The organism is Endozoicomonas arenosclerae (genome assembly GCF_001562015.1).
Classification (GTDB): domain Bacteria; phylum Pseudomonadota; class Gammaproteobacteria; order Pseudomonadales; family Endozoicomonadaceae; genus Endozoicomonas_A; species Endozoicomonas_A arenosclerae.
This window is the reverse complement of record NZ_LASA01000088.1, coordinates 1-24,252: the sequence shown is the minus strand read 5'-3', so window position 1 is coordinate 24,252 and position 24,252 is coordinate 1. Positions and strand designations below refer to the sequence as shown.

The following is a 24,252-nucleotide window of genomic DNA, read 5'->3' as shown; positions in this document are numbered from 1 at the left end:
ATATTCATGGAGTCTTGGAAGCATTGCAGGAAGATCTCTCAGTCCTCCTGACCCTGCATGATTCTGGCAAATCTGACAGGCCATCCAGATATGTCTGGCATGTTTACGGTCAGTTCAGGATTACTCTCTATAGCGCGTTTTAGTTTCAGTACCAATCGGTTAACTTTCAGCACATCGCTGCGTTTCTGTTCATTGGCAAATAAACGATTGATCTTGTCACACATCTTTTTGATTTCTTTTTTGGCGCTGCTGCTGAGTGGCGAGCCGTTCGACAAAGTCTTTTCAAGCTGATCTTTCAGGGCCGTCAGGTCTTCTCTCAATCCATAGGGGCGACCGATCAAGCCACATAGAATGTCCTTGATCTCATAAACTTTGAAGCTAGATAGATTATGGTCAGTCAGAAAAAACCTCCGGGTTGTACTGGCTTCTGCCGCTGTGTATTGATCTCTGGTCGTGATGTTTTCTACTAAAGGGTCGGCTTCCCCCTGGGTGCTCTCGGCAATCTGTTTGGCAACAACACTCTCCAGGTGGCTGAGGGTTTTATCAGACCCCTTTATCTGATTGAGTTTGATGAGGGTGTCGAGGTCATTAAGGGTGAAGTGCAAATCTCTGAACAGGATATCCATGGCAGCTTGTTTCGAGTATTCCATGTCCCAGCTCTCAAAGTCCTGTTCCGTTGGCTCAACTGCCCTCAGAGTGCCTGCCCAGCGTGCAATTTCTCTCTGATCCTTTGGGTTTATGGTAAACAGCTCTCGGACCAGCTGTTCCTGGAAGCTGGTAGGGGCCCGGGATCGGTCATCAGGATTATTGGCTTTTCGTGTAGTCAGACGCCTTCGTAAGGATTGACTGCGTTTCCTGTTGAGACTGCCTGAACGGTGTTTTGAAGATGTTTTTCTTGAGAGCCTGCCTCTTTTCAGGGTGGCGGTAGCATCAACGGTTCGATTAAAGGCCTTGCCCGAGCTTTCATCAGTACTATGGCCTGAATGTTCGTCTTCTGTATGTGACAGAGGGCTCGTAGAGCGAGAGTGTTTTCCCAGTCCATCCACTGACATGATTCTGATCCTGTTTCGAAATGCCTGTATGGGCTGATCGTCAAAGCAGGAGAATACGTTATTGGGAGGATGATCCGATTGTATTGAAGTAGACAGTTTCAGCTAACCGGGTTTGACAACCAGAAAGCGGGTGTCTCCGGTTTTAGGCCAGAGCTGGTCAGTGTTAGTCCACACAGACGATGATTGCTGATGCAGGCATTGAAAAAATCTCTTGCTAAGAAAAACCGCGCAGTGAATCCATTTGTCTCTATTCGCTGGCCGGTTGTCATCATCAGGAGGTCAGGTCATGAGCAGGATTCCGGAAGCTGAGTTTGTCAAACTCGACGACGGCTTAACCCTTCATTATCAGGAAGCCGGCATAGGGCCCGCTGTTCTGTTCATTCATGGCAGTGGTCCGGGGGCCAGTGGTTTCAGTAACTTCAAGGGCAACTATCCGATCTTTGCCGAAGCCGGTTATCGATCAATTCTTCCGGACCTTCCCGGTTACGGTCTCAGCGACAAGCCTGAAACGGAATACACTCTGGATTTTTTTGTCGATGCCATGATGGGGCTTCTGGACAAGCTGAATGTCGATAAAGTCACGCTGGTCGGCAACTCTCTGGGCGGTGCCATTGCCATCAAAATGGCACTGGATAAGCCAGAGCTGGTGGAGAAGCTCATCTTGATGGCTCCCGGTGGCTTGATGGAAAAAGAGCAGTACTACCTGCAAATGGAAGGCATTCAGAAGATGGGAGCTGCTTTTGCTGCTGGAGAACTGAACGAGCCTGAAGGTATGAAACGCCTGTTGGGCCTGCAGCTTTATAACCCGGAACAAATCACCGATGACATTGTTCACGAGCGTGTGGCCATTGTTCTGAATCAGCCCAAATGTGTGCTGTCCACTATGCAGGTGCCTGTTTTGACAGAGCGGCTGAAAGAATTGCAGTGCCCGATTCTCGGTTTCTGGGGCATGAACGACAAGTTCTGTCCCGTCAGTGGCGCCCAGACCATGATGGAAAACTGCAGCAATATCCGTTTTAACCTTATGAGCGAGTGTGGTCACTGGGTGATGGTAGAGCATCAGGCTCTGTTCAATCGTGAATGTATCCAGTTTATCCAACAATAAAAACGGTGTAGCAAAATGTCTTTCACTAAAGAAAAAAGAGCGCAGTACGGCGATGAGCTCTACGAAGCTCTTAAAGCGGGTAAAACCATTGATCCCCTGACGGATAGGGAATCGGATATCACCATTGAAGATGCTTATCACATTTCACTGCATATGGTGGAAAGACGGGTAGCTGCCGGTGACAAAATAGTCGGTAAAAAGATTGGTGTGACCTCTAAAGCGGTTCAGGACATGCTGAACGTCCATCAGCCTGACTTTGGCTTTATCACTAATGAGATGTGGTTCGAGAATGCTGAAACCATTTCTATCTCTGCGAACAAACTGATCCAGCCAAGGGCCGAGGGTGAGATTGCCTTCAAACTGAAGAAAGATCTGGTGGGGCCCGGAGTGACAGAAAAAGACGTGCTGGAAGCTACTGAGTGCGTCATGCCCTGCTTTGAAATTGTTGATTCCCGTATTCATAACTGGCAGATCAAGATTCAGGATACGGTGTCTGACAACGCTTCCTGCGGTGTTTTTGTGTTGGGTGAAAATGAGGTGGATCCTCGGGATATTGACCTGCCCAATGCCCAGATGAAAGTCTTTAAAAACGGAACACTGATCAGTGAAGGTCTGGGTTCCGCTGTACAGGGCAACCCATTGACAGCCGTGGCCTGGCTGGCCAATACCCTGGGTGAGTTTGGCATACCTTTCAAGGCGGGAGAGATCATTCTTTCCGGATCTCTGGTGCCTCTGGAGCCTGTAGGTCCGGGAGACGTCATGACCCTTGAGATCGAAGGTATGGGCACTGCTGCAGTGACCTTCGGATCCTGAGCTAAAAAATAGACAGCCATGAGCGATGGAAAAAATTTTCAATCCCTCGGGGAGTGAAAGATTTTTCATAATAAAGAATAGGATAAAGGAAGCATGAGTAAAAAACTCAACGCGGTCATTATCGGTCCCGGTAATATCGGTACCGACCTGCTGATGAAAATGAAGCGCTCCGAGTGGATCGAGCCAGTCTGGATGGTGGGTATCGACCCGGATTCAGAAGGTCTCAAGCGTGCCCGTGAAATGGGAATCAAAACCACCGCTGAAGGTGTAGATGGTGTTATCCCCCACGTTTTGGAAGACGACATCCGTATTGCATTCGATGCTACTTCTGCCTACGTTCATGCTGAAAACAGTCGCAAGCTGAACGAGAAAGGTGTGATCATGGTGGATCTGACGCCTGCTGCAATTGGTCCTTTCTGTGTGCCGCCAGTCAACCTGAAAGAGCATACGACGGATCTGAAAATGAACGTCAACATGGTGACTTGTGGTGGTCAGGCGACCATTCCTATGGTAGCCGCTGTTTCCCGGGTTCAGCCTGTTGAATACGGTGAGATTGTAGCCACTGTTTCCTCCCGTTCAGTAGGTCCCGGTACCCGTCAGAATATCGATGAATTCACCCGTACCACTTCCGGTGCTGTTGAGAAGGTAGGTGGAGCCAAGAAAGGTAAGGCCATCATCATTATTAACCCGGCCGAACCACCGCTGATCATGCGTGACACCATTCACTGTTTGACGGAAGGTGAGCCAGATGTTGAAGCCATCACTCAATCCATCCATGACATGGTTGCAGACGTACAGAAGTATGTTCCCGGTTATAAGCTGGTAAACGGTCCTATCTTTGATGGCCGTAAAGTCTCTGTGTTTATGGAGGTTGAAGGGCTTGGAGACTTCCTGCCCAAGTATGCAGGTAACCTGGACATCATGACCGCGGCCGGTCTGAGAACGGCTGAAATGATTGCTGAAGAAGTAGCAGCAGGTAACACCAGTCTGCCAGAGCGGGGAGAATAAGACGATGGATTTACAAGGTAAAACAGTCAAGCTTCACGACATGAGTCTGCGTGATGGCATGCACGCCAAACAGCACCAGATTTCTCTGGACGAAATGGTCAGCATTGCAACTGCTCTGGATGACGCCGGTATGCCTTTGATCGAGGTGACCCATGGTGACGGTCTGGGAGGTTCTTCCCTGAACTATGGCTTCCCTGCTCATACCGATGAAGAGTATTTGAGTGCTGTTATTCCAAAGATGAAAAATGCCAAAATCTCAGCCCTGCAGTTGCCCGGAATTGGTACTCTGGATCATCTGAGAATGGCTAAAGATGTGGGTGTTTCCTGCATTCGTGTTGCTACCCACTGCACAGAAGCCGATGTGTCCGAACAGCACATTGGTATGTCTGCCAAGATGGAAATGGACACGGTAGGCTTCCTGATGATGGCTCACATGGTCAGCCCGGAAAAGATTCTGGAGCAGGCCAAACTGATGGAGCACTACGGCGCAAACTGCATCTATATGACCGATTCTGCCGGTTACATGCTGCCTGCGGAAGTCACTGAAAAAATTGGTCTGCTGCGTTCTGAGCTGAACGCTAACACTGAGATTGGTTTCCACGGTCACCATAACCTGGCTATGGGTATTGCTAATTCGCTGGCTGCTATTGAAGCAGGTGCCGCCCGTATTGACGGCTCTGTAGCGGGTCTGGGTGCTGGTGCAGGTAATACACCTCTGGAAGTGTTTGTTGCAGTTCTGGATCGCATGGGTGTTGAGAGTGGCGTTGATCTCTACAAAATCATGGACGTGGCCGAAGATCGGGTCGTGCCCATTATGGACCAGCCTATTCGTCTGGATCGAGACGCTCTGACTCTGGGTTATGCCGGTGTCTACTCATCCTTCCTGCTGTTCGCCAAGCGTGCTGAAGCCAAGTACGGCATTCAGGCTCGTGACATTCTGGTTGAGCTGGGGCGCCGTGGCACTGTCGGTGGTCAGGAAGACATGATCGAAGATCTGGCGCTGACTATGGCGAAAGAGAAAGGCCTGATTTAAGTGAAGCGTTAACAGTGGAGAGTTGACAGTTGGCAGTATTTTCTGGCTCTCTACTGTCAACTTCAAACTGTTATCTCATAACTTCAAATTGTCTTCTAAAACAATAATAAGAGTGGTGTAGATGAAAGACTTTAAAGACAAGGTAGCGGTGATCACCGGCGGTGGTGGTGGCATTGGCAGAGCCATGGCTATGCAACTGGCCAGTGAAGGCTGTAATCTGGCACTGGCGGATATCAGTGAAGAAGGTCTTCTGGAATCTGTTAAGCTACTTGAGCCGTATAATGTCAAAGTCAGTCATCACGTAGTCGATGTAACCAGTCGTGAAAGAATGGAAGCTCTGCCTGCTGAAGTGCTGGAGGTTCACGGCAAGGTCAACATTCTTGCCAATAACGCCGGTATTACCCTGCAAAAGACCTTTGAAGGTCATTCCATCGAAGACTGGGAGTTCGCCCTGGGTATTAACCTTTGGGGTGTTATCTACGGCAGTAATTTCTTTTTGCCCGCTCTGAAAGAATCCGCCAAAGCCGGTCGTGGTAATGCTCACATTATCAATATGTCGAGCCTGGCTGCGTTTATGGGGATGCCCAACACAGCTTCTTACAGTGCAACCAAAGCTGCAGTTCGAACCATCAGTGAAACCATGTGGGCTGAGTTACATGGCGATAATGTGGGTGTAACCAGTGTGCATCCGGGCGCAATCAAAACCAACATTATGAGAGCGCACCTTGAGAGTTCAACCAACGTGAAAGTAGCGACTCAAACAGCTGAGAAGGTTGAAAAGTTTGCTATGGCACCTGAAAAGTGTGTGGCAAAAATTCTGAATGCTGTGAAGAAAGACAAGCAGCGAGTCGTGATTGGTGTGGATGCCAAAATCGTGGAAATTCTGAAACGATTCCTGCCTTCAGCTATCCACAAACCCTTTGCCAAACAGTTTGCGAAGGAGCAGGGGTGATCTCCGACAGCCTCGAAGACTACCCGTTTTTAACCATCGTTATTGAACAGTAGGCCCATTCGGTGGGGAAAGATTGATCAGCTTGTAGTAATGTTCAGGCGCATGCTCTTCCCACCAGTCCTTTCGACACTGAATGAAAGCATGACTGAAAGAAACCTGTGGCTTATGGGCAAGCACTTTATACATTTGCTGGTTGTCACTGGGGATATTAGAGACGAAAACCCCTCCGTCCGGGCTGGTTTTAGAGCCAATACAGGTCGGGTTGGTGTGAAAAATGGGAAGTGTTCCGTAGTAACATTGATGGAATGTATCTGCCGTGCCGGGAAGGCGAGAGGTGTTTTTTTTTGTTGGCCAGTAGTTAATTAGCAGTTCTGCTCCTTCCTCACCCTGTTCGTTGTCGTATAGCGTTTTATTTTTGCCCGCCACGGTAACAATCATCTGGCAATGATCATTTTTTATCTTGGGGGCAAATTCAGGAAGGTGCCGGGTCCAGGTGATCAGCTCTGTTTTTGAGTAGGATATAGCCTGGTAGGTAAAGAAATTCTTCTTCTGATCATTACCATCTGAAGGCTGGACGACAATCGTTGCTGATTGTGAGGGATGGTAGTCTCCATGCTTGAACATCAGTGTCAGTTGTTCTCCTATCGGGTATTCAAATGAAAAGGTTCCATCTTCACCCGAAGTGGCCATCTTTTTTCCTGTTTCCAAAGCTATAACTTCAACTTCAGAAAGTTGGCCGTAGTCACCGTGGGCTTGGGTAAAGCCATTCACTTTGGCTGTGAGTACAAGTGGTAGCTGGGCTGTCAGGCATGTCGACGAAAACAGGGCTGAAACCAGATAGAGAATGAACGATTTTTTCATGGAGAAACCTGCTTCTGACTATGAGTTAGTTAGTTCTGGATAGAGTGACCTGACAGCAGGGGAATGTCCTCATCGTCAGGGTAATCAGCAGTACCAGATAGAAAAGTAGTCTCTCAGGAGTAATATGCAGAATGTGATTCAGGAAAATGTTTGTGCAGGTGTTTAAAGAAGGTGGGGTGAAGCAAGAAGGGTAGATTTCAATAAAAAGGAGGGTTTTGACTTTTGTTTGGACGCTTGTGAGCTTTTGTCCAGACTTAATCAGGGACCCTCCAGTTCAATTACTTTTCGTTAATTTCCAGGACTTCAGAGCCATTTATCTTTGCGTCTGAACCTTCCAGAGTTTCATATTCGTAAAAACCATCATCGTTCATTTCAGGGGAGCCCTGGGTGGTAATGGTACGACCATCTTTCATGGTGATGACGTGGGGAGAAGAGCAGCCAGCCAGCAGGATAACGCTGGAGATGATAGCCAGGTACAAGGATTTCATTGAATACTCCTGTAGTTCATTTATTGAGAGGGTGAGCATGTATGAAGTTTGAGAAACGCTTAGAGTCAGTAATGATATACAGAGACTGGGACTGAATTGCAAAGTCTTTCTCTGTTATGGATTGTTTGCAGAAGCCGGGTATTCAGGTGTGCCTATCAGATTGAGAAAGATGTGTTTAAAGAACATTTAAAATGGTCAAAAAAAACCACCCCCATGACAACAAACTATGGGGGTGGCCTATTAAGTCAGGTTAATGAAGGTCAGAGTGGTGATCACTCATACTTCAGTACACCAACACCTGCTTTCTTGTACTTCATGTCTTGGAAGAACAGGGCTTCAGGGTTATCGACTACATTCAGGAAACCGTAGATATTGTCCATCTTATCTTCGTAGCCAGCGTCGTCTTCACGCAGATTGGAGCTACGCAGTTTCAGTTCAACAGCCCAGTCAGCAGGTGCTCTCCAACCCGCCTGTGGAACGGTGCGGGAGATGCCGCCAGCCCATGGACGACGCTTGCGCCATTCGGTCAGCTCTTCCTGCATTTCCTGTTGCAGTTGAGGGCGTGTGCCCCACAGATCGACAGACTCAGAAGGATCATCAATGATGTTATACAGTTCGCTGGTGATCTCCTGCTCTTCGAAAGTGGTGCGTACAGTCTGTACCATCTTCATGCCATCCGGACGAATGACTGCAAAGTGGTGCTTATCACCCACTACGTCGTTTGATCCGTAGATCAGTGACTCTTCACGAGGTTTGGTCTTGCCTTTCTTGATCTCTTTCCACAGGTCTTCGCCAACAAACTCTTTCTTGTTCAGGGCTTCAATGCCAGTGGCGGTGGCAAAGGTTGGGAAGATGTCCATAGCTGACATGAACTGATCATTGATGCCAGGTTTAAGTTTTTTAGGATAGTTGATGATAGCTGGGACACGAATGCCGCCATCATACGCGAGGCCTTTCTTACCTTTTAGTGGGAAGTTGCTGGCACCGCCACTGCCGATCATGCCGCCGTTGTCACTGAAGAACATGATGATAGTGTCATCTTTAATGCCCTGATCTTCCAGCTCTTCTACGATCTCACCAATGGCGGTATCCATTGCAGTAACCATTGCTGCATAAGTCGCGCGCTCAGGGGTTTCCCATGGTTCGCCGTTTTCATCGGTTTCTGTAATAAGCTCAGCCGGTGCCTGCAAGGGGGAGTGTGGTGCCTTGAAAGGCACATATAGGAAGAATGGGTTCTTCTTGTTGTTGTTCTTGTCAGTTCTTTCGTTTTGCAGCCACTGAACCGCTTCATGACTCAGAACAAACGGACCGTAGTTAGGCAGTTCCGGGTTGAATTCTGGTCTGTCCGGGAAGTATTCATGAGCAGTTACGCCGTTACGCTGCAGGTCCGGAGAGCGTTGAACGGTGTGCTTGAAGTAGTCTCCGTTGGTGTTCAGGTGACCAAAGAAGTAATCGAAACCACGACCAAGAGGTGCTTGACGCTCATAAGTATGACCTAGGTGCCACTTACCGATCATAGCAGTGTCGTAACCAGCGGCCTGGAAAGATTCTGGCATGAAGTGCTCAGACAGAGGCACAGAAGTCTGCTCCCATGGGTAGATGGTAGCGTACTGGATACCCATATCGATTGTGTTGCGGCCGGTGAACATTTCTGCACGGGTCGGGGTGCACTTAGGACTGGTATAGAAACGAGTCATCTGAACGCCTTCTTCAGCCAGCTTGTCCAGGTTTGGAGTGCTGATGACTGTAGGTGCGTCTTCCGCTTGTTGGAACTTCTTGGCATGAAAACCCAGGTCATAGGAGCCGAGATCGTCCGCTACGATCACAACTACGTTGGGTTGTTTGGCCTGTGCTTCTTCAGAAACTACAGCCATGGATGCAGACAATGCTGACAGCATCATCACCGGAGCAATGGCTTTCTTAATGTTCATGATTATTCTTTTTGTTTGCTTGAAATGTTTTTGTTCTGTGTCTTGGTATTAACCTCGACGGGATTAGTAGTAAGGCAAGTGGTTTAACTTATGGAGTAAGATAAAACCCTTAAAATAATGTGGAAGTGTCGTATATATATTTTAAGTCAATTGTGTTAAATGATTGTTTGATGTGTCTGTATTAAATGAATTTGGGGATTTTTTCGAAGAGTTACTTGCGGTGGGTAGATACGTGACAGGCTCGTAAACTGTCGTTTAATTATAAAAGGTCGGGCTATACCCTGGTTATTGTTAAAAGTACGGGGTTGCGAAGAAGAAAAGTGGTGAAACAAGAGAGGGAGAGATTTTTTACTGTTAAGATTTTCGCCTTATCAGTAAAAATCCCTCAATGTCAGCGGGTCAGGTTACTCAACTGGCCAGAATCCACTCAGCTCCTCTTTCAGCAATCATAATGGTGGCTGCATTAGTATTGGCCGATGGAATCAAGGGCATGACCGATGCATCAACCACTCGCAGTTTATCAACACCGTGTACTTTCAGTTTGTTATCCACAACCGCTTCTGAATCATTGCCCATCTTGCAGGTCCCTACGGGGTGGTAAGCTGTTTTAGCTTCCCGCATCACGTAATCCAGAATCTCTTCGTCGCTGACTACTTTATTACCGGGAAAGGTTTCCTGATCAAGGAGCGGTGCCAGGGGCGACTGGGAGTAAATCTTCCTTTGCCACTTCACACAATCGATGGATTTTTGACGGTCGAGTTCGGTAGAAAGATAGTTAGCCAGTATCGTTGGGGCTTCTTTGGGGTCGCTGCTCTTGATGTGACTATAGCCTCTGCTCTCTGGTCGCATGACATTGGCAGTAGAAGTAATGGACGGTACTTTGGCAGGTAATAAGCGTCCAGTGTCTGTTACGTCGCCACCGGCAGGGGCAAAGTGCAGCTGGATATCCGGACGGGATTCATTTTGATTACTTTTTATGAAGCCAAGGATTGGTGCAACACCGTTAGCCAGGAAGCCACGTCTTTTCACCAGGTATTTGAACGCTTCCATAATCAGTCGGTGGGGTTTCAGAGCATCATTGGCGCTGCCTACACCTTTTAATTCGTGAACCACCTGCATCTGGATATGATCCTGGAGGTTTTCACCGACACCACTTAGCTCATGCAGCTGTTTGATACCGGCTTTTTCGAGAACGTCTTTTCGGCCTATGCCTGAGAGTTCCAGAATCTTTGGGCTGTTATTGGCGCCAGCGGCCAGCAGGGTTTCTTTGGCGGCTTTAATGGTGTGCTGCTTGCCTTTATGCTGGAAGGTAACACCTGTGGCTGCACCGTTTTCAATATCGATTTTTTCGACCAGGGCGTCAGTGATGACGGTCAGGTTGCTGCGTTCTTTCAGTGCATCTTTTACAAATGCTCGATATGTGCTGGCTCTTCGGCCGTTATTAATAGTGTTCTGGGTAAAGGTAATCCCTTCCTGAACAGAGCTGTTGTAGTCATTATTAAAGGGCAGTCCGGCCTGGTTGGCGGCTTGAACATACAGGTTGGTCAGTGGGTGGCGATCCCGGTAGTCGGAGTCTGAAACGGCCATTTCACCTTTGTCGCCATGGAATGCGTCACCCCCACGCTCAAACTTTTCACTCTTCTTGAAGTAGGGGAGTACGTCCTGTGCCGACCAGCCTTCATTACCGAGGTCTGCCCAATCATCAAAGTCTTCCATTTGACCGCGGACGTATACCATGCCGTTGATGGAGCTGCTGCCGCCAACTACCCGACCACGAGGCCAATCAATAACCCGGTTATGCATAAAAGGTTCCGGCTCAGTCTTGTAGCCCCAGTTTACGCTGGGCGTGGCAATAAGCTGGCTGAAGCCCATGGGCAGATGGATCAGAGGGTTGCCATCACCACCTCCGGCTTCCAGCAGCACTACCTGGTATTTGCCACAGGCTGAGAGGCGGTTGGCCAGGACGCATCCGGCTGACCCTGCTCCGATCACGATATAGTCAACGGCATTAATCATGTTGATCCCTTATTGTTTGTGAACCTGTCGCTGGCTCTTTATTGGGGATTTTCAATAGAAGTGTTTTTAGGGGTAAGTCGAATGACTTACCTTCAAACAGTTTCTAAAAAGGGATGCCTGGCATCCCTTTAATCTCAATATTGCTTGGAAGTGGTCTGGGCTATCAAGCAGGCTCAGCTTCCAGTGCTTCCTTTTTGCTTTCTTCTACGTATTCAAAGTACTGACGCTCTTTGAGTTCTTCCTTCACGTCAGCAATATCGGTGTAGAACTGGTCATACCACTTTCTCAGCTGATAGACAGGACCGTCACCATCACACAGGATCGGGTTGTCAACGCGGACTTTGGTGTCCCAGATAGCTACGTCTTCAAAGAATGCTTCCTGAGCCAGCTGAATGTAGCCCTGAGCAATTTCACGGTTCTGTTCATCGCTCAAACCTGGAACCTTTTGAACCAGTACGCCGTAACGCAGCTGGAAGCTGTCACGGTCAATGGGAACATGGCAGTTCAGCAGAATGGAATGAATAGGCATGCCATCCATTTCACCGGTCATTTCTGTAATCTGGTAAGCCGGACCGTAATAGGTGGCTACTGTCTTCAGATCAGCTTCTCCGGACAGGCGAGGACTGTTACCAATCATTGTCTGCTCGGCAACGTGAGCTTCAAAACGGTTTGAGAAGAATTTGTTGGGAGCGTCATGAACCGGACCGAAGTGGGCCTTGTCTGCAATGTTATCAATCAGCTCACGGCAGTTGGTGTTGATGGTCAGGTTGGCCACTTCCCAGTCTGCCCATTCATCGCTGAAGCAGGCTTCAACACGTGGAATGGCCTGTTCTTCGATGGGTGGGTTGCCTTCAGGATCGTTCCAGATAAACAGCAGGTTGTTCTGCTCGCAAATAGGCCAGGACTTTATCTGGGCTTTGCGAGGAATGCGTTTGGCATAAGGAATATCATCGCATTTGCCGTCAGAGTCCCAGCGCCAGTCATGGAAAGGGCAGCGAATAGAATTACCTTCGATGCAGCCTTTGCTCAGGTCAGCCCCCATATGTGGGCAGTAGCCATCCAGGATATGGATCTGCTTGTCTTCACCCTGGTAGGCCACCAGTTTGGTGCCAAAAATATCCAGAGTGTGTGCTTTCCCGTCTTTGTATTCTTCCGCCAGGCCAATACAGTGCCAACCTCTGGCGTAACGGTCTTCAATTTCTTTGGCTTCGATTCTGTGCAGCTGGCTCATCGTTATTCTTCTCCCGCTGGGCTGTCTAGGAGTCTGTTAGAACTACGGTAGACGCCTATTCTGTATGGAATTTTTATAATGCTTTTCTGGCATTGTAGATTTAGGGTAGGGGGGGGCATCGTCTAACTGGACGATTAAGATGGTCAGTGTTGATCTATGTCAATATTCTGGTAGCGGGAACCAGAAGCCAGAAAGGGCAAGGTCTCCCCCTCAAACACCTGATTGAAACACAGCTTTGGTATTGAGGGAGTGTGGGTTGCTACAGAGAATCTTTTACATATGACCTAACTGTCCGAGCAGAGAGATATTATCCCATTCAACGTGCATATCCATGATTTTCCCATTTTCAATGGTATTAAACATAAGGAAGTTGAGTGTGAATGAGTTGCCCAGAGCGGGAAGCTCACCCAGAGTGCCCTCTTGTGTTCCGGAGTAGGTGTACATACCTGCTACTGTGTTCTCTTCTGCGATCATCATTTTAGGTTTCATAACACCGTCAGGAAAACTCTGATGATCCAGTTTAATGAATTCAATAAAGGCTTCTTTGTTTTTGATTTCAACCTGCGGAGTGGCCTGGCAATGCCTTTGAAAATTTGGTGCCAGTATATTTTCCAGGGCATCGTAGTTTCTGTGATTAACATTACTTAAGAACTTTTGAATGACTTCTTTGTTACTTTTCATAATCTGCCTCTTTCTTAGTTAGCATTGTTTGGATAAAAAATAACTAAGAGCTACATCCGCTTAATAATGTAATTAGGACTACTCTGTGATTCATTGTTAATATGGTTAGGATGTTTTTTTGGGTCGTGACTTAGAGTGTTATTTACTGGGGGCATAAAGTTACTGTTTTTATCTCTTGCCATATTATCTGAAAATATTTCCTTTATCAGGTCGGGTATTGGCACTACGGAGTGATTAACGGTATCAATATAAATTGCACCTATCTTGGCAACGGCTACCAGTTTTCCTGTTGATTCTCTGGAGATCTTGAAAGCAAAGTCAAAACCATTCTTGCTGAACTCATGAACGGTGGCTTCCAAAAGAAGTTCGTCCATATAGAACACTTCTGATTTAAAGGTCAGAGCGCAGTCAGTGGTGATCATGGCAATATCGCCAATCATGCCAGGGTAGTTCTGTGGAGTCTTTGGGTGCCCTTTCGCCAGGAGGTACTGAAGTAATGCCTCGTTACAATGAGACAGAAACATGTTGTTTGCCATATGCCCGGCGCAGTTTATATCGCTGTAGGTAACAGTGAAAAGTTTTTTGTAATCGTACTCTTCGGGTGCATTAATGCTAACTCTAGCCATTTGGTAAATCCTTTTAGGTTGTTGGTGTCTCTCGTTGGTTATCCGCTTCTATTTCTAAGGGAAGGTTCTTTTCATAATTCCTCCATTGAAGTTGAGTGCTCTATTCCATATATCTGAGCAGGTTGGGAGAAGTTATTAATTTGATGTTTGTAATTATTAAGGCAAAGAGTGTGCCACTAATGTCGGTCATGCTTTATTACTTATCAAGTAATGGCTTTTAAGGGGTGGAGGTGAGGTTATTAGGCTTTTTATGACATTATGATGATTGAATGTTGATGGTTTTGTTGTTTTTTTATTTTGTTTTTTACTAATGAATAGCTTTATTTTTGTGCGTTTTTTATTTAATGCATCGTTTTGAAGCTTCTTAAGAAGAAGAGGAGAGTGTTTAAGTTTTGAATCAACCCTTTTTAAAGAGTTGATTCAAAACCTGAAGATTAACCCAGGGTGGCAACACTCTTGAGAATCAGTCTTACCAGCATGGTCTGGCGGGTAACACCGGTTTTGGAAAAGATGGAGCGCAGGTGGGCTCTGGCCGTGTTTCGGCTGATGCACAGTTGTTCGGATGTTTCGTCCAGTGTTAAGCCGTTAGCCAGCAGCATGGCGAGTTGCGCTTCTGCAGGTGTCAGGTCGAACAGTGCCTTAACAATTTCCTGAGGAGCCTGGGATTGTCTGTCAGGATCACTGACAAAAATAACCACCGATGGGCAATGCTTGCCCTCAGCCCACTGATTGGTGGGAACTGAGCGTACAACAATACCAAGGTCGCTCTTGCCGGATGGACGCTGGATTCTCAAAGCCTCAACGACAGATGGTGTATTGTTCAATTGTGCAGAAAGTGCCTGCTTGATCAGCTCGCGAAGTTTTCGGGTGTCGCGGCTGGTGCCTACCTGCAGAGAATGGCCACTCAGTTTAAGTCCATCATTTTCCTGAAGCAGGTCCTGGGCCACATGGTTGGTCTGAAGGACCTTGCCTTCTTCGTCCAGAATGATTGTGCCTACCGCTAACTGATCAACAGCGCCAGCATAAAGGTCTCGCTCGGTTTCAACACGGTTTATCTGGTGGTTGATATCAATAGCATGTTGCAGGTGTGGGACAAAAAGGCTGATGACTTCTTTATCTTTCTGGGTAAATGGATCGCTTTCGGAACTGCGGCTGATTCTGAGGCTGTATTTGGCTCCGTCGCGGGTATTAATGTCCGTTCCCAGAATGTGATGAACATTCATGGGTGCCAGGAACTGCTGAACATAGTCTGAGTTTTTTCGTTCACCTTCCGGAATAAACTCGTCCAGTGTCACCACGCTGCTGCTGGGCAGGTCAACAAAAGGATCCATGGCAAAAAAATGTTTGTTGTAAGAGGCTACGACTTCGTCACCGGTGTGGCCAGTGCTCAGGATCAGGCCGTCAGACTCGTTGGAAGGTGGGCGTATGATAAAGGTCACATAATTGGCATCCATTTTTTCCTGCAAGCTGTGCAGGAAGGATTTCCAGGGAACCTTTTGTTGTAGCCCCTCATATAATGCGCCTGTAAGGCTGCTGAACTCTTCTACGCTGATAATCTCGCTCATGGATCTGTTCTTTTTCTTCTTACCCCAAGGACTGTATTTTTACTCAGCTTTAGCCTGAACGAGTCAGGACTGGTGCTAGCTGGTTAACAGTCGCTCAGGGTTTGTTGGTATACATCAGATGCAATGGTACTGATGGGATTATCCCTGCTGCCGTTTCGGTAACCCGTAAACTCCTTTCGGTCACCACAGTTCTGGCTGCAGGATACTTCGTTACAGACCCGTCAAGCAAGCGCTTTATCGTCTTTTTGGACGATATTGTGTGAAGATTCAGGCTCGTGTTAAGCTGGTTGACTTTCTAAAATCCAATTCAGATGCTTCTCGTTATCCAGCTCAAAATAGCGGGTTCCCGTCACGGTCAGCCCCTGCTTCTTATAGAAATTTAATGCTTTTTGATTACCTTCGTAACAGCTAAGCCATATGCCTTGAGGCGCCAGCTTTATGGCTTCATCCAGTAGTGTTTTTCCAAGCCCGTTTCCCTGAAATTCCGGTAACAGATAAAGCGTAACCAGCTCACTTTTTTGTTCTTTTTCGGGGCGCTCCAAAACGGCATAACCACATAAATGTTCGCCCGACTCTACCACCAGTACCTGCTCGGTTTTGATTCTTTCGTGCATGTGCGCCTCTGAAAATTCTTCAGCAATAAAATCCAGAAAGCTGTTGCGAATGCCTTCAATGGCATAGGTGGTAATCCAGACGGTTTGCCCGATTATGGCGAGACTTCTTGAATCCTTTATTTCTGCGGGACGAATAGTAAACATCTTTAGTCCTTAATGATGGGAGGAAGCAGGGTGGCTTCCAAAAACTGTCTGAGAGATCTCTCGTCATCCAGAAACGGGTCGGGGTGGGCCATGAGTGACAGCAGAATTCGGCAAATAAACTCTACAGCCAGATCGAGTGTCATGCCCTCGCGAATATTGCCTCGTTCCAGTTCACGATTAAAAGCATTTTCTATCATGGAGCGAGCCATGGGTCTGAAGTTGGCGGGTGATAGATTGCCTCTTCCAATGGCAGAAGGCTGATCCTCAGAAAACAGCAGTTTAAACATGGTGCGATGCTTTCTGCCACGCATGTTGAACAGGGCACCATCAATCAAAACATCGGCCAGATTATCATGATATCGCAGGGCGACATTTCTTTCTTCGGTTCGCTCCTGGGCATCCCGTTTGAGTACCTGGTTAAACAAGTCTTCACGATTCTTGGCATACCGATAAAAAGTGGTGCGGCTTACGCCAGCTTCACGGGCCACTTCATCAATATTGGTTTTATCGATGCCATTGCGTTCGTAACAGCTCAGAGCGGCATCCAGAATCAGGTTAAGCGTGCGACTGGCTTTGGTGTCCCTGCTCTGGCTCTGTTGGCTAAATGGATCACTGCTCATGGTCAAACTCGTTATTGGGCTATTTTATCGCTCATGACTGCTTTTATCGCTCATGGCTGTTCTCTGGATTCTATGAAATTCTTAATGGATGTAAAAGAAACTCGGAAAAATGAAACAGATATTGAAAAGTGTAACCCTATTTGTCATAGTTCAAATCAAATTTACCATGATGTACTGTTTTGTTGTCAGGTTTGGGGTTTAAGGGCAAACGGCTGTGAGCGAGTGAGACAAGGCTCATAGCAAGAATAAAAACAAAAGTGTGGAGCCTAACCCATGTCCATTCCCTCCAGTTTGAAACAGATCTCTGCTGTGCTGTTTGGCTTGAGCCTCAGTGTTGCCAGCAGTGCTTCCACCGGTACCGATGTGAATCTCAACACCAAGGATGTCCGTGCTGGTGGTACTCCAGTAGGTGACCTTATTCGTGTACCTATTGAACGTGTCGCCATAACCGAAAATGTTTTTTATGTCTCCGGCCTGGCCAATGTGTATCTGGTGAACACTCCTGAAGGGGCTGTTGTTATTGATACCGGCTTTGCTCACCAGGCGCCTAAGCAGATGGCGCTTTTGAAAGAGGTGTTGAAAGGACCGGTCAAATACATCTTCCTGCCTCAGGGTCAGCATGACGATGTAGGGGGGATTCCTATGATCAGGGATGAAGATACCCAGATCATCATGACTCGCTCATCGGCTGAATACATGGTGCATCGTAAGAAAGCCAGTCAGTTCCTGTTGCCACGTTATGCAGAGCTTTACAGCTGGACAAAGGAGCTGATGAAAAAGTCCCAGCAGCAAGCCAGGAAAAAAGATCCTTTCCCTTACAGACCCATTACTCCGGACATCATGGTTGAAGACCATGACGGCTATAAATTCGAGCTGGGTGGCGTTAAGTTTGAAGTGATTGCTCTACCGGGTGCAGAGGGAATTAACTCAGCCGGTCTCTGGATGCCGGATGAAAAAATACTCTTCGCCGGTGGTGGTTCAGTAGGGCCTGAAATTCCCATGTGGCCAAACCTGGGAACAGTACGTTCCGACCGGAACCGTATTCTGGAAGAGTACATTGAAACCCTGAATACCATGATCAACCTGGAGCCTGAAATTCTGCTGCCAGGTCAGGATAAGCCCATTACTGATAAGAAAGAGATCATGAGTAACCTGACACTGCTCAGGGATGCTGCGACTTATGTTCATGATGAAATCTGGACAGGCTTGAGTCAGGGTAAGGATGTTTACCAGTTGATGCGTGACATTCAATTGCCTGAAGAGTACGCAGGGCTGAGCCAGCAGCATGGTCGTGTTGAGTGGACGATTCGTGAGACTGTCAATCAAGCTGGAGCCTGGTTCCAATACAAGTACACCAGTGAACTCTATCCTTATAGGCCCACTGTAGTTTATTCCGATCTTGTAGAACTGGCTGGTGGTGTGGATAACGTCATCAAGATGGCGCAAAAACGCTTGAAAGAAGGCGATCCGATCAAAGCGATTCACCTGGTTGAGGTGGCTTTGGAAGCGGAGCCCGATAACAAGAAAGTGACTGAGACCCATATTCAGGTTTTGCAAGTATTGCTGAAGAATGCTGCTGAGACGCATAAAACCTTCAGTGAAATTGCCTGGCTGCAGTCACAGATTGGCAAGGCAAAGGCCAAACTTTAATACCTCTGCAGGAAGGCTTGATGATTGGGCCTTCCTGCTTTTTTTACTGAGCACTCTACTTCTCTTGTCTCTGGAACTATCTCTTAATTTTTCGGTCAAAGAATGATCGAGGACCGACTGAGAGATAAACAGGACATGGAAAGTTTGAACCCCCTTTGGCAGCCCGTCGTTTCCAGCACTCAAACAGGCGTTGTGACCCGTAGCCCTGCATTGGCTTCTAATTCGGGAACTGTTATTTATGCTGTGCCTGCATGTTCGACAATCAGTACCGGCTACCAACACTTGAATCCAGCCTTTACAGCTTCTGCACCCAAAGCTCTTGAAGATTGGGAGATAACCGAACAGGACAAGGTCGAAAATCTGGTGACCAATGTGCTGGACGCGCCTTACTTATGGCACCGCAGAGATCGCATTTTCTTTTTGACTCAATGCCTCTATCCACGTCTCGATAAGGTGGAGGCTGAGCTATTGAGCAGCAGTGTTTGTGAAGCTCTGGAAGCATTACCTGAGCAGGAAAAGATCAGAAGAACCTGCTTACAGGCTCAGGAATTCTCAAGAGCCTGCCGAGACTATGAAAGCAGGCTCAAAAGAGATGAGCGGGTTGAGCACCTGGTGAACATGGCTGGTAGATATATTGCCAGTGAGCTTGGGGATGCACACTTTGAAATTCTGAAGGCCTTAGTGAAGGATCTTTATGGCAAGGAAGTCAATGAGCATGAGCAGGTTCGACTGATACACCTTGTGTTGGCCAGGATGTCTGCAAGCAGTTTTGAATCGAACGATGATGATCGTATAAAAAGAATGGCCATGATGTTCAGGAAAATGTTTGCCCGTCCGGTGAGTAATGATGATGTTCAAACTATAAAACTGCTTGTTGAGAGCTATTACCGAAAGTTGCCAGAGGATGATGTCAAAAGACTGGTCTCTCTGACTTTTGCCGCACTTCGATATGAAGATCGCAAATAGCAGACCAGATATTTACTAAATGCCATTTAAGTACTATCAGGCCGTTAGTCTCTTCGGACGATGATAGATTGGGTGCCAGACGAAAAAATTCAGGTATCCAATCTATTTATAGGAACACTATAAATAGATCTTTTGCTTCTCTCTGCAGAGACACCTCATGAATAATAACAATAATGAAGAATTCCCCGGCGGGGTCGCGCTGGTCATAGGCGGCAGTGGCGGAGTCGGTAGTGCTGTCTGCAAACGCCTGTCAGAGCAAGGGGCGAAGGTTGCCCTGACCTATCACAAGAACCAGGCCCGGGCACAGGAAGTGGTATCAGAGATTGAAGCTGAAGGAGGTTCTGTAGAAGCCTTTCAGTTGGATATGGCCAATCTGGATACCATTGCCACATTGTTTGAGCAGCTTTCCCGCCAGTATGGACAGGTTCACACCCTTGTCATGGCTACAGGTTATGACATTCCTCAAGATTACATCGCCAATATTAAACCTCAACTCTGGCAGGAAGTTATCCAGAGTGACGTTAACGGCTTTTATAACGTTGCCCATACAGCGATTCCCTATCTAAGAAAAAGTCACGGTTCCATTGTTCATATCAGCTCAGCAGGGTTAAGCCGATACCCGGCCCGTGACGTTTTATCGGTAGCACCCAAGGCTTCTATTGAGGCGCTGATTAAAGGCATTGCCAAAGAAGAAGGTCATCATGGCGTCAGGGCGAACAGTGTCGCTATTGGAGTTATAGAGACCGGCATTTTCCTGCGTTTGAGGGAAGAAGGTGTTTTTGATGATCAGTGGTGTGAGCTGGTGAAATCAGGATTATGTGTGCAGCGCTTTGGCAGGCCGGAAGAAGTGGCTGATGCAGTCAGCTTCCTGGCATCGTCCAGGGCGAAATACATTACCGGGCAGATGATCTCTGTCGATGGCGGCTATCACGTTTAAGGAATCAATGATGAGCAATAATAACAAGAACTGGGATCATGAATTTGACGTGGTAGTGGTGGGGTCTGGTGCAGGAGCGCTGACCACTTCTATCAAGGCTCACGACCTTGGCCTGAAAGTACTGGTCATTGAGAAGTCCGACCTTTATGGCGGTACTTCGGCCATTTCCGGTGGTGGTATCTGGATTCCCAACAATCACCAGATCAGCCAGATGGGTCAGAAAGATAATGATGAAGCCGGCGTGGAATACATCAAGAATGTCATTCAGAACCCGGTAGAAGATGGCCGAATTGAAGCCTATGTGGCCAATGCCCGCAAGATGGTCAAATACCTGGAAGACAATAGTCATGTAAAGTTTGAAGCTCAGGCCGAGTATACCGACTACTACCCGGAGCTGGATCATGGCATGCCAGGCTATCGTTCCATGGACCCTATCCCTTTTGATGCCCGTAAACTGGGTGATCAATTTGATCTTCAGCGTCCACCAGGTAAAGGCACTCTCATGATGGGTCGGATGACCATGAGTGTGAAAGAAGCCCGGCAGATGCTCACCCGAGCACCTGGCTGGATCTGGACCAACATGAAAGTCATGATTCGCTATTACACAGACATCGGTGGTCGTATTAAAGGGCCAAAAGATCGTCACCTGACTCTGGGTGGTGCTTTGATCGGTTCACTCAGAAAATCCATGATGGATCGTGATATTCCTCTGTGGCTCAGTTCTCCCATGGAAAAGCTGGTTCAAGAAGATGGCCGTGTAACAGGTATCACTATTCGCAGGAATGGCAAGGTTGAAACCATTCATGCCAGAAAAGGTGTGGTGCTGGGAGCGGGTGGCTTTGAGCAGAATCAGGCCATGCGTGAAAAGTATCATCCACAGCCATCCAACAGCAGCTGGAGTGCTACCCCGGCTGGCAATAATACCGGTGACGCTATCCGGGCAGGTCTGGAAGTAGGCGCACAAACCGCTCTGATGGATCACAGCTGGTGGGCTCCGACCACAACGCCAACCGGTGAGCCTCAGGCCAGAGCGTTGTTTGTTGAGAGAGCTTTGCCAGGTTGCATCATGGTGAACAGTAGTGGCAAACGTTTTGTGAACGAAGCCGCTCCCTACAGTGACATCGGCTATGCCATGTACGACACCCATAAAGAAGGTGTCACCGGTGTACCTTGCTGGTTTGTATTTGATGCCACCTTCCGCAACAAGTATCCCTGTGGAGCGGTTCTTCCAGGATATGCACAGCCTGATGCCGCGCTGCCTAAGCGTTTGAAGGATTATTTTGTTAAAGCCGACACTCTGGAAGCTTTGGCTGAAAAAATTGGCATTGATAAAGAAGGGCTGGTGAATACCGTTGCTGACTTCAATGTTCATGCGAAGGACGGTAAGGATCCTGAATTCAATAAAGGTGAATCTCTGTTTGATCGTTTCTATGGAGATCCGGGTTGTAAACCTAATCCTTGTGTTGCCCCGGTTGAAAAAGGACCTTTTTATGCTCTGAAAGTCAATGCCGGTGATATTGGTACCAAGGGCGGCCTGTATACAGACGTTAATGCGCGTGTATTGCATGAAAATGGTGAAGCCATCGAAGGACTTTACGCCATTGGTAACACGTCATCGTCGGTTATGGCCCATACTTACCCGGGGGCGGGTTCAACCATTGGTCCTGCTATGACCTTTGGCTATCTGGCGGCAGAACATCTGAGCCAGTACGAACCAAAAGCGACAACCGAGAACAAGCAGGAAGTTGAGAATGCCGTTGAAGCATGATCGAGTGGTTCTGGTCACAGGGGCCAGCAGGGGAGTAGGTAAGGGCATAGCTCTGGCACTGGGCAAGTCCGGCGCTACTGTTTATGTCACCGGTCGCACTACCCAGGAAGGGGATAACCCTCTTCCGGGCACTATTTATGCCACTGCAGCAGAAATTTCAGAGCTGGGTGGCAAAGGGATTGCCATTGAGTGTGATCACAGTGATGACTCTCAGGTAAGGCAGCTCTTTGATCGCATACAGCGTGAAAGTGGTCGACTGGATATTCTGGTAAACAATGCCACAGCCATTCCTTCTGAATTGACACAGCCTGGCCCATTCTGGGAAAAGAGTCTGGGCATGCTGGATATTATGGAAGTGGGAACCCGATCCAGTTATGTCGCCAGCTTTTATGCCGGGAAGATAATGGCTGCACAAAAAGAAGGGCTGATCGTTAATATTTCCTCATTCGGTGCCCGTTGCTATATGCACGGTCCTGCCTATGGGGGAGGAAAGGCGGCTTTGGACAAGTTCTCTTCTGACATGGCGGTGGACTTCAAACCCTACAATGTCACCTGTTTGTCGCTCTGGATGGGACTGGTCAAAACAGAAAGAACCCAGCAGGTATTTGATGCTGAGCCCGACAAGTATGCCGATATGGCGGCTACTGCTGAAACCCCAGAGTTTGGTGGTCGAGTCATTAATGCGCTGGCGAATGCCGATGATCTGCTGGAACGTTCCGGAAAGGTTTGGGTAGCCGCTGAACTGGCAGAAGAGTTGGGTGTAACGGATGTTGATGGCCAGCAACCACCTTCTCATAGAGCCTTTCTGGGTGGTCCTGCTGAAGCCAACCCCGCCGTTATTGAGTAGTTTGTGAGTCATGACGGGAAGTCTTACCTGCGCATAGTTTTTGGGTAAGGCTTCTCTGTTTGATCGGATCGTGATTAATACTGATTGATCACGATTGCATGCAATCTTATTCTCGTCGGATTATCTCATTCATTTGTTTTCTGTCTTTACCCAATGAACACTCAGTACTACCAAAAGGTTACTCTCTCTACTTTACGGGCCATTCTGGGTCTGTTCGGTGGCCGCTGTCTGACTGTTTATTACGATTGATCCCTTCTGTCTTTTGCAGTTCATCTGCACTTTTCCAGGCATTTAAATTTTAATTCTGCATCCAGGTTAGCTGTCCTAACAGGTTTGCAGTGCAAAACTATTTTTTATCCAATGAAAATCAATCGTTTCTGGTTGGCGGACACTTGTGCGCTGATCTCATTTACCTTTGTCACTGGCATGTTTATTGAAGTGGCCATTGCTGGCTTTACACTGCAGCAGTCGTTGATTTCGCGGCTACTTTGCCAACCTGTGAATATTCTTACAGCCCGGGGGTATGGCTACTATCGGGATAAAGTGGTGGTCTGGCTGAGCGGTTCCAGACCTCACTGGCTGAAATCTGTGCTGGCGGATATTCTGGCTTATCTGAGTTTCCAGCTGCCTCTGTATATTGTGATTTTGTTGATTGCGGGTACCAGTCTGGAAGGCATCATCAAGGCATCCATCAGTCAAACACTGGCACTGTTTGTACTTGGTGCTCCCTATGGTTTCTGGTTGAAGTATTGTCGAAAAATGTTGGCTGAACGAAGCCAGCAGGCGACACCTCAGCCTCTGTGAGTTGGATAGACTCCTGAAGCGCTTTTTGAGCAGGATAGGCACTAGTGCAGCCATCGTTAATAGTCATACATACTCCGTTCATCCTGAGCTTGTCGAAGGATGCTGGTAATGCACTTCGACAAGCTTGTATGTTTAACCTGTCTCTAATTATTTGTATAAGGTTAGAGGCGGGGGTGAGGGGCATCGACTGCTTACTGCCTTTCGGACAGACTGACTGAGAAATCCCCACCCACAAGCATGAGCGACGATTAGGAGCACTCCTACCTTACGGTAGACAATTTTTGCAAGCTAACGCCAGCTTGTGGTCACCCCCCCCGTATGAAGATTAGATCTAGGTGACCGTTATGGAAACAATACTTAACTTCATTGGTATTGATGTGTCTTCGCAATGGTTAGACATTTGTAGTCAGGATGGTTCTTTCAAACGTATTGCTAATTCACCCACAGAGATCACGGAGTGGGTTCTCTCTCTGCCCCAGTCAACAGCCCTGGCTATGGAAGCAACGGGCTGTTACCACCAGCTACTGGCCTCTATTGCGT

22 protein-coding genes and 1 pseudogene are annotated in these 24,252 nt (G+C 47.7%); 12 read left to right on the top strand and 11 right to left on the bottom strand.

Features of this window, described 5'->3' with window-relative positions:
• Positions 1-38: 38 nt before the first annotated feature.
• On the bottom strand, positions 39-1,052 hold the full coding sequence (locus WG89_RS13755; protein ID WP_062267038.1) for a hypothetical protein: 1,014 nt from the start codon (positions 1,050-1,052) through the stop codon (positions 39-41).
• Positions 1,053-1,338: 286 nt separating this feature from the next.
• Here WG89_RS13755 and WG89_RS13750 point away from each other — a divergent pair, with 286 nt between their 5' ends.
• From WG89_RS13750 to WG89_RS13730, 5 genes are all read left to right on the top strand, one after another.
• A complete protein-coding gene (locus WG89_RS13750; RefSeq protein WP_062267036.1) occupies positions 1,339-2,157 on the top strand; it encodes an alpha/beta fold hydrolase in 819 nt (272 codons plus the stop codon).
• A 15-nt stretch (positions 2,158-2,172) separates the two neighbouring features.
• Positions 2,173-2,970, top strand: a complete 798-nt coding sequence (locus tag WG89_RS13745; protein WP_062267034.1) for a fumarylacetoacetate hydrolase family protein — start codon at positions 2,173-2,175, stop codon at positions 2,968-2,970.
• 93 nt (positions 2,971-3,063) lie between these two features.
• Positions 3,064-3,978: an acetaldehyde dehydrogenase (acetylating) gene (locus WG89_RS13740; RefSeq protein ID WP_062267033.1), complete on the top strand. Its 915-nt coding sequence runs from the start codon at positions 3,064-3,066 to the stop codon at positions 3,976-3,978.
• Positions 3,979-3,982: 4 nt separating this feature from the next.
• On the top strand, positions 3,983-5,011 hold the full coding sequence (gene dmpG, locus WG89_RS13735; RefSeq protein ID WP_062267031.1) for a 4-hydroxy-2-oxovalerate aldolase: 1,029 nt from the start codon (positions 3,983-3,985) through the stop codon (positions 5,009-5,011).
• A gap of 121 nt (positions 5,012-5,132) precedes the next feature.
• Positions 5,133-5,963, top strand: a complete 831-nt coding sequence (locus WG89_RS13730; RefSeq protein ID WP_062267029.1) for an SDR family NAD(P)-dependent oxidoreductase — start codon at positions 5,133-5,135, stop codon at positions 5,961-5,963.
• A 39-nt stretch (positions 5,964-6,002) separates the two neighbouring features.
• On the opposite strand, the gene WG89_RS13725 is transcribed toward WG89_RS13730, so the two are convergent.
• The 10 genes from WG89_RS13725 to WG89_RS13680 form a co-directional block, all read right to left on the bottom strand.
• Positions 6,003-6,824 carry a hypothetical protein gene (locus tag WG89_RS13725; RefSeq protein WP_062267026.1) on the bottom strand — a complete coding sequence of 274 codons (822 nt, stop codon included), beginning with the start codon at positions 6,822-6,824 and terminating at the stop codon, positions 6,003-6,005.
• A gap of 278 nt (positions 6,825-7,102) precedes the next feature.
• Positions 7,103-7,312, bottom strand: coding sequence for a YgdI/YgdR family lipoprotein (locus tag WG89_RS13720; RefSeq protein WP_062267024.1), 210 nt, complete (start codon positions 7,310-7,312; stop codon positions 7,103-7,105).
• Positions 7,313-7,584: 272 nt separating this feature from the next.
• Entirely contained in the window at positions 7,585-9,243 is a 1,659-nt protein-coding gene (locus tag WG89_RS13715) for an arylsulfatase B (protein ID WP_062267022.1), read from the bottom strand.
• 408 nt (positions 9,244-9,651) lie between these two features.
• Positions 9,652-11,259, bottom strand: coding sequence for a GMC family oxidoreductase (locus WG89_RS13710; RefSeq protein ID WP_062267020.1), 1,608 nt, complete (start codon positions 11,257-11,259; stop codon positions 9,652-9,654).
• Between the two features lie 163 nt (positions 11,260-11,422).
• Complete coding sequence (locus WG89_RS13705) at positions 11,423-12,490, bottom strand: 3-ketosteroid-9-alpha-monooxygenase, oxygenase component (protein WP_062267018.1); 1,068 nt, start codon at positions 12,488-12,490, stop codon at positions 11,423-11,425.
• 273 nt (positions 12,491-12,763) lie between these two features.
• Positions 12,764-13,171: an ester cyclase gene (locus tag WG89_RS13700; protein ID WP_062267016.1), complete on the bottom strand. Its 408-nt coding sequence runs from the start codon at positions 13,169-13,171 to the stop codon at positions 12,764-12,766.
• A 50-nt stretch (positions 13,172-13,221) separates the two neighbouring features.
• Positions 13,222-13,797 carry an acyl-CoA thioesterase gene (locus WG89_RS13695; protein ID WP_062267015.1) on the bottom strand — a complete coding sequence of 192 codons (576 nt, stop codon included), beginning with the start codon at positions 13,795-13,797 and terminating at the stop codon, positions 13,222-13,224.
• A 434-nt stretch (positions 13,798-14,231) separates the two neighbouring features.
• The gene (locus tag WG89_RS13690; RefSeq protein ID WP_062267013.1) at positions 14,232-15,362 is read right to left on the bottom strand and encodes a helix-turn-helix transcriptional regulator; all 1,131 of its coding nucleotides are present in this window, start codon (positions 15,360-15,362) and stop codon (positions 14,232-14,234) included.
• A 278-nt stretch (positions 15,363-15,640) separates the two neighbouring features.
• The gene (locus WG89_RS13685) at positions 15,641-16,120 is read right to left on the bottom strand and encodes a GNAT family N-acetyltransferase (RefSeq protein ID WP_062267011.1); all 480 of its coding nucleotides are present in this window, start codon (positions 16,118-16,120) and stop codon (positions 15,641-15,643) included.
• Positions 16,121-16,122: 2 nt separating this feature from the next.
• Positions 16,123-16,740 (bottom strand): TetR/AcrR family transcriptional regulator, encoded by a 618-nt coding sequence (locus tag WG89_RS13680; RefSeq protein ID WP_062267009.1) that lies wholly within the window; start codon positions 16,738-16,740, stop codon positions 16,123-16,125.
• A gap of 273 nt (positions 16,741-17,013) precedes the next feature.
• On the opposite strand from WG89_RS13680, the gene WG89_RS13675 reads away from it, so the two are divergent.
• The 7 genes and pseudogenes from WG89_RS13675 to WG89_RS13645 form a co-directional block, all read left to right on the top strand.
• Entirely contained in the window at positions 17,014-18,390 is a 1,377-nt protein-coding gene (locus WG89_RS13675; RefSeq protein WP_062267007.1) for an alkyl sulfatase dimerization domain-containing protein, read from the top strand.
• A 135-nt stretch (positions 18,391-18,525) separates the two neighbouring features.
• Positions 18,526-19,356, top strand: a complete 831-nt coding sequence (locus WG89_RS13670; protein WP_172806815.1) for a hypothetical protein — start codon at positions 18,526-18,528, stop codon at positions 19,354-19,356.
• A 157-nt stretch (positions 19,357-19,513) separates the two neighbouring features.
• A complete protein-coding gene (locus WG89_RS13665; RefSeq protein WP_062267002.1) occupies positions 19,514-20,293 on the top strand; it encodes an SDR family NAD(P)-dependent oxidoreductase in 780 nt (259 codons plus the stop codon).
• 7 nt (positions 20,294-20,300) lie between these two features.
• Positions 20,301-22,061 (top strand): FAD-binding protein, encoded by a 1,761-nt coding sequence (locus tag WG89_RS13660; RefSeq protein ID WP_062267000.1) that lies wholly within the window; start codon positions 20,301-20,303, stop codon positions 22,059-22,061.
• The gene (locus tag WG89_RS13655; RefSeq protein ID WP_062266998.1) at positions 22,045-22,908 is read left to right on the top strand and encodes an SDR family NAD(P)-dependent oxidoreductase; all 864 of its coding nucleotides are present in this window, start codon (positions 22,045-22,047) and stop codon (positions 22,906-22,908) included. The genes WG89_RS13660 and WG89_RS13655 overlap by 17 nt, the downstream gene beginning before the upstream one ends.
• Positions 22,909-23,268: 360 nt before the next feature.
• Entirely contained in the window at positions 23,269-23,712 is a 444-nt protein-coding gene (gene alaE / locus WG89_RS13650; protein WP_062266996.1) for an L-alanine exporter AlaE, read from the top strand.
• 344 nt (positions 23,713-24,056) lie between these two features.
• Positions 24,057-24,252, top strand: a pseudogene (locus tag WG89_RS13645) (hypothetical protein); the annotation flags it as partial.

Excerpts from the sequence above, each read along its gene's own strand:
- WG89_RS13755 (WP_062267038.1), bottom strand. The coding sequence starts at position 1,052 with ATGTCAGTGGATGGACTGGGAAAACACTCTCGCTCTACGAGCCCTCTG.
- WG89_RS13750 (WP_062267036.1), top strand. The coding sequence starts at position 1,339 with ATGAGCAGGATTCCGGAAGCTGAGTTTGTCAAACTCGACGACGGCTTA.
- WG89_RS13745 (WP_062267034.1), top strand. The coding sequence starts at position 2,173 with ATGTCTTTCACTAAAGAAAAAAGAGCGCAGTACGGCGATGAGCTCTAC.
- WG89_RS13740 (WP_062267033.1), top strand. The coding sequence starts at position 3,064 with ATGAGTAAAAAACTCAACGCGGTCATTATCGGTCCCGGTAATATCGGT.
- dmpG (WP_062267031.1), top strand. The coding sequence starts at position 3,983 with ATGGATTTACAAGGTAAAACAGTCAAGCTTCACGACATGAGTCTGCGT.
- WG89_RS13730 (WP_062267029.1), top strand. The coding sequence starts at position 5,133 with ATGAAAGACTTTAAAGACAAGGTAGCGGTGATCACCGGCGGTGGTGGT.
- WG89_RS13725 (WP_062267026.1), bottom strand. The coding sequence starts at position 6,824 with ATGAAAAAATCGTTCATTCTCTATCTGGTTTCAGCCCTGTTTTCGTCG.
- WG89_RS13720 (WP_062267024.1), bottom strand. The coding sequence starts at position 7,312 with ATGAAATCCTTGTACCTGGCTATCATCTCCAGCGTTATCCTGCTGGCT.
- WG89_RS13715 (WP_062267022.1), bottom strand. The coding sequence starts at position 9,243 with ATGAACATTAAGAAAGCCATTGCTCCGGTGATGATGCTGTCAGCATTG.
- WG89_RS13710 (WP_062267020.1), bottom strand. The coding sequence starts at position 11,259 with ATGATTAATGCCGTTGACTATATCGTGATCGGAGCAGGGTCAGCCGGA.
- WG89_RS13705 (WP_062267018.1), bottom strand. The coding sequence starts at position 12,490 with ATGAGCCAGCTGCACAGAATCGAAGCCAAAGAAATTGAAGACCGTTAC.
- WG89_RS13700 (WP_062267016.1), bottom strand. The coding sequence starts at position 13,171 with ATGAAAAGTAACAAAGAAGTCATTCAAAAGTTCTTAAGTAATGTTAAT.
- WG89_RS13695 (WP_062267015.1), bottom strand. The coding sequence starts at position 13,797 with ATGGCTAGAGTTAGCATTAATGCACCCGAAGAGTACGATTACAAAAAA.
- WG89_RS13690 (WP_062267013.1), bottom strand. The coding sequence starts at position 15,362 with ATGAGCGAGATTATCAGCGTAGAAGAGTTCAGCAGCCTTACAGGCGCA.
- WG89_RS13685 (WP_062267011.1), bottom strand. The coding sequence starts at position 16,120 with ATGTTTACTATTCGTCCCGCAGAAATAAAGGATTCAAGAAGTCTCGCC.
- WG89_RS13680 (WP_062267009.1), bottom strand. The coding sequence starts at position 16,740 with ATGAGCAGTGATCCATTTAGCCAACAGAGCCAGAGCAGGGACACCAAA.
- WG89_RS13675 (WP_062267007.1), top strand. The coding sequence starts at position 17,014 with ATGTCCATTCCCTCCAGTTTGAAACAGATCTCTGCTGTGCTGTTTGGC.
- WG89_RS13670 (WP_172806815.1), top strand. The coding sequence starts at position 18,526 with ATGGAAAGTTTGAACCCCCTTTGGCAGCCCGTCGTTTCCAGCACTCAA.
- WG89_RS13665 (WP_062267002.1), top strand. The coding sequence starts at position 19,514 with ATGAATAATAACAATAATGAAGAATTCCCCGGCGGGGTCGCGCTGGTC.
- WG89_RS13660 (WP_062267000.1), top strand. The coding sequence starts at position 20,301 with ATGATGAGCAATAATAACAAGAACTGGGATCATGAATTTGACGTGGTA.
- WG89_RS13655 (WP_062266998.1), top strand. The coding sequence starts at position 22,045 with ATGCCGTTGAAGCATGATCGAGTGGTTCTGGTCACAGGGGCCAGCAGG.
- alaE (WP_062266996.1), top strand. The coding sequence starts at position 23,269 with ATGAAAATCAATCGTTTCTGGTTGGCGGACACTTGTGCGCTGATCTCA.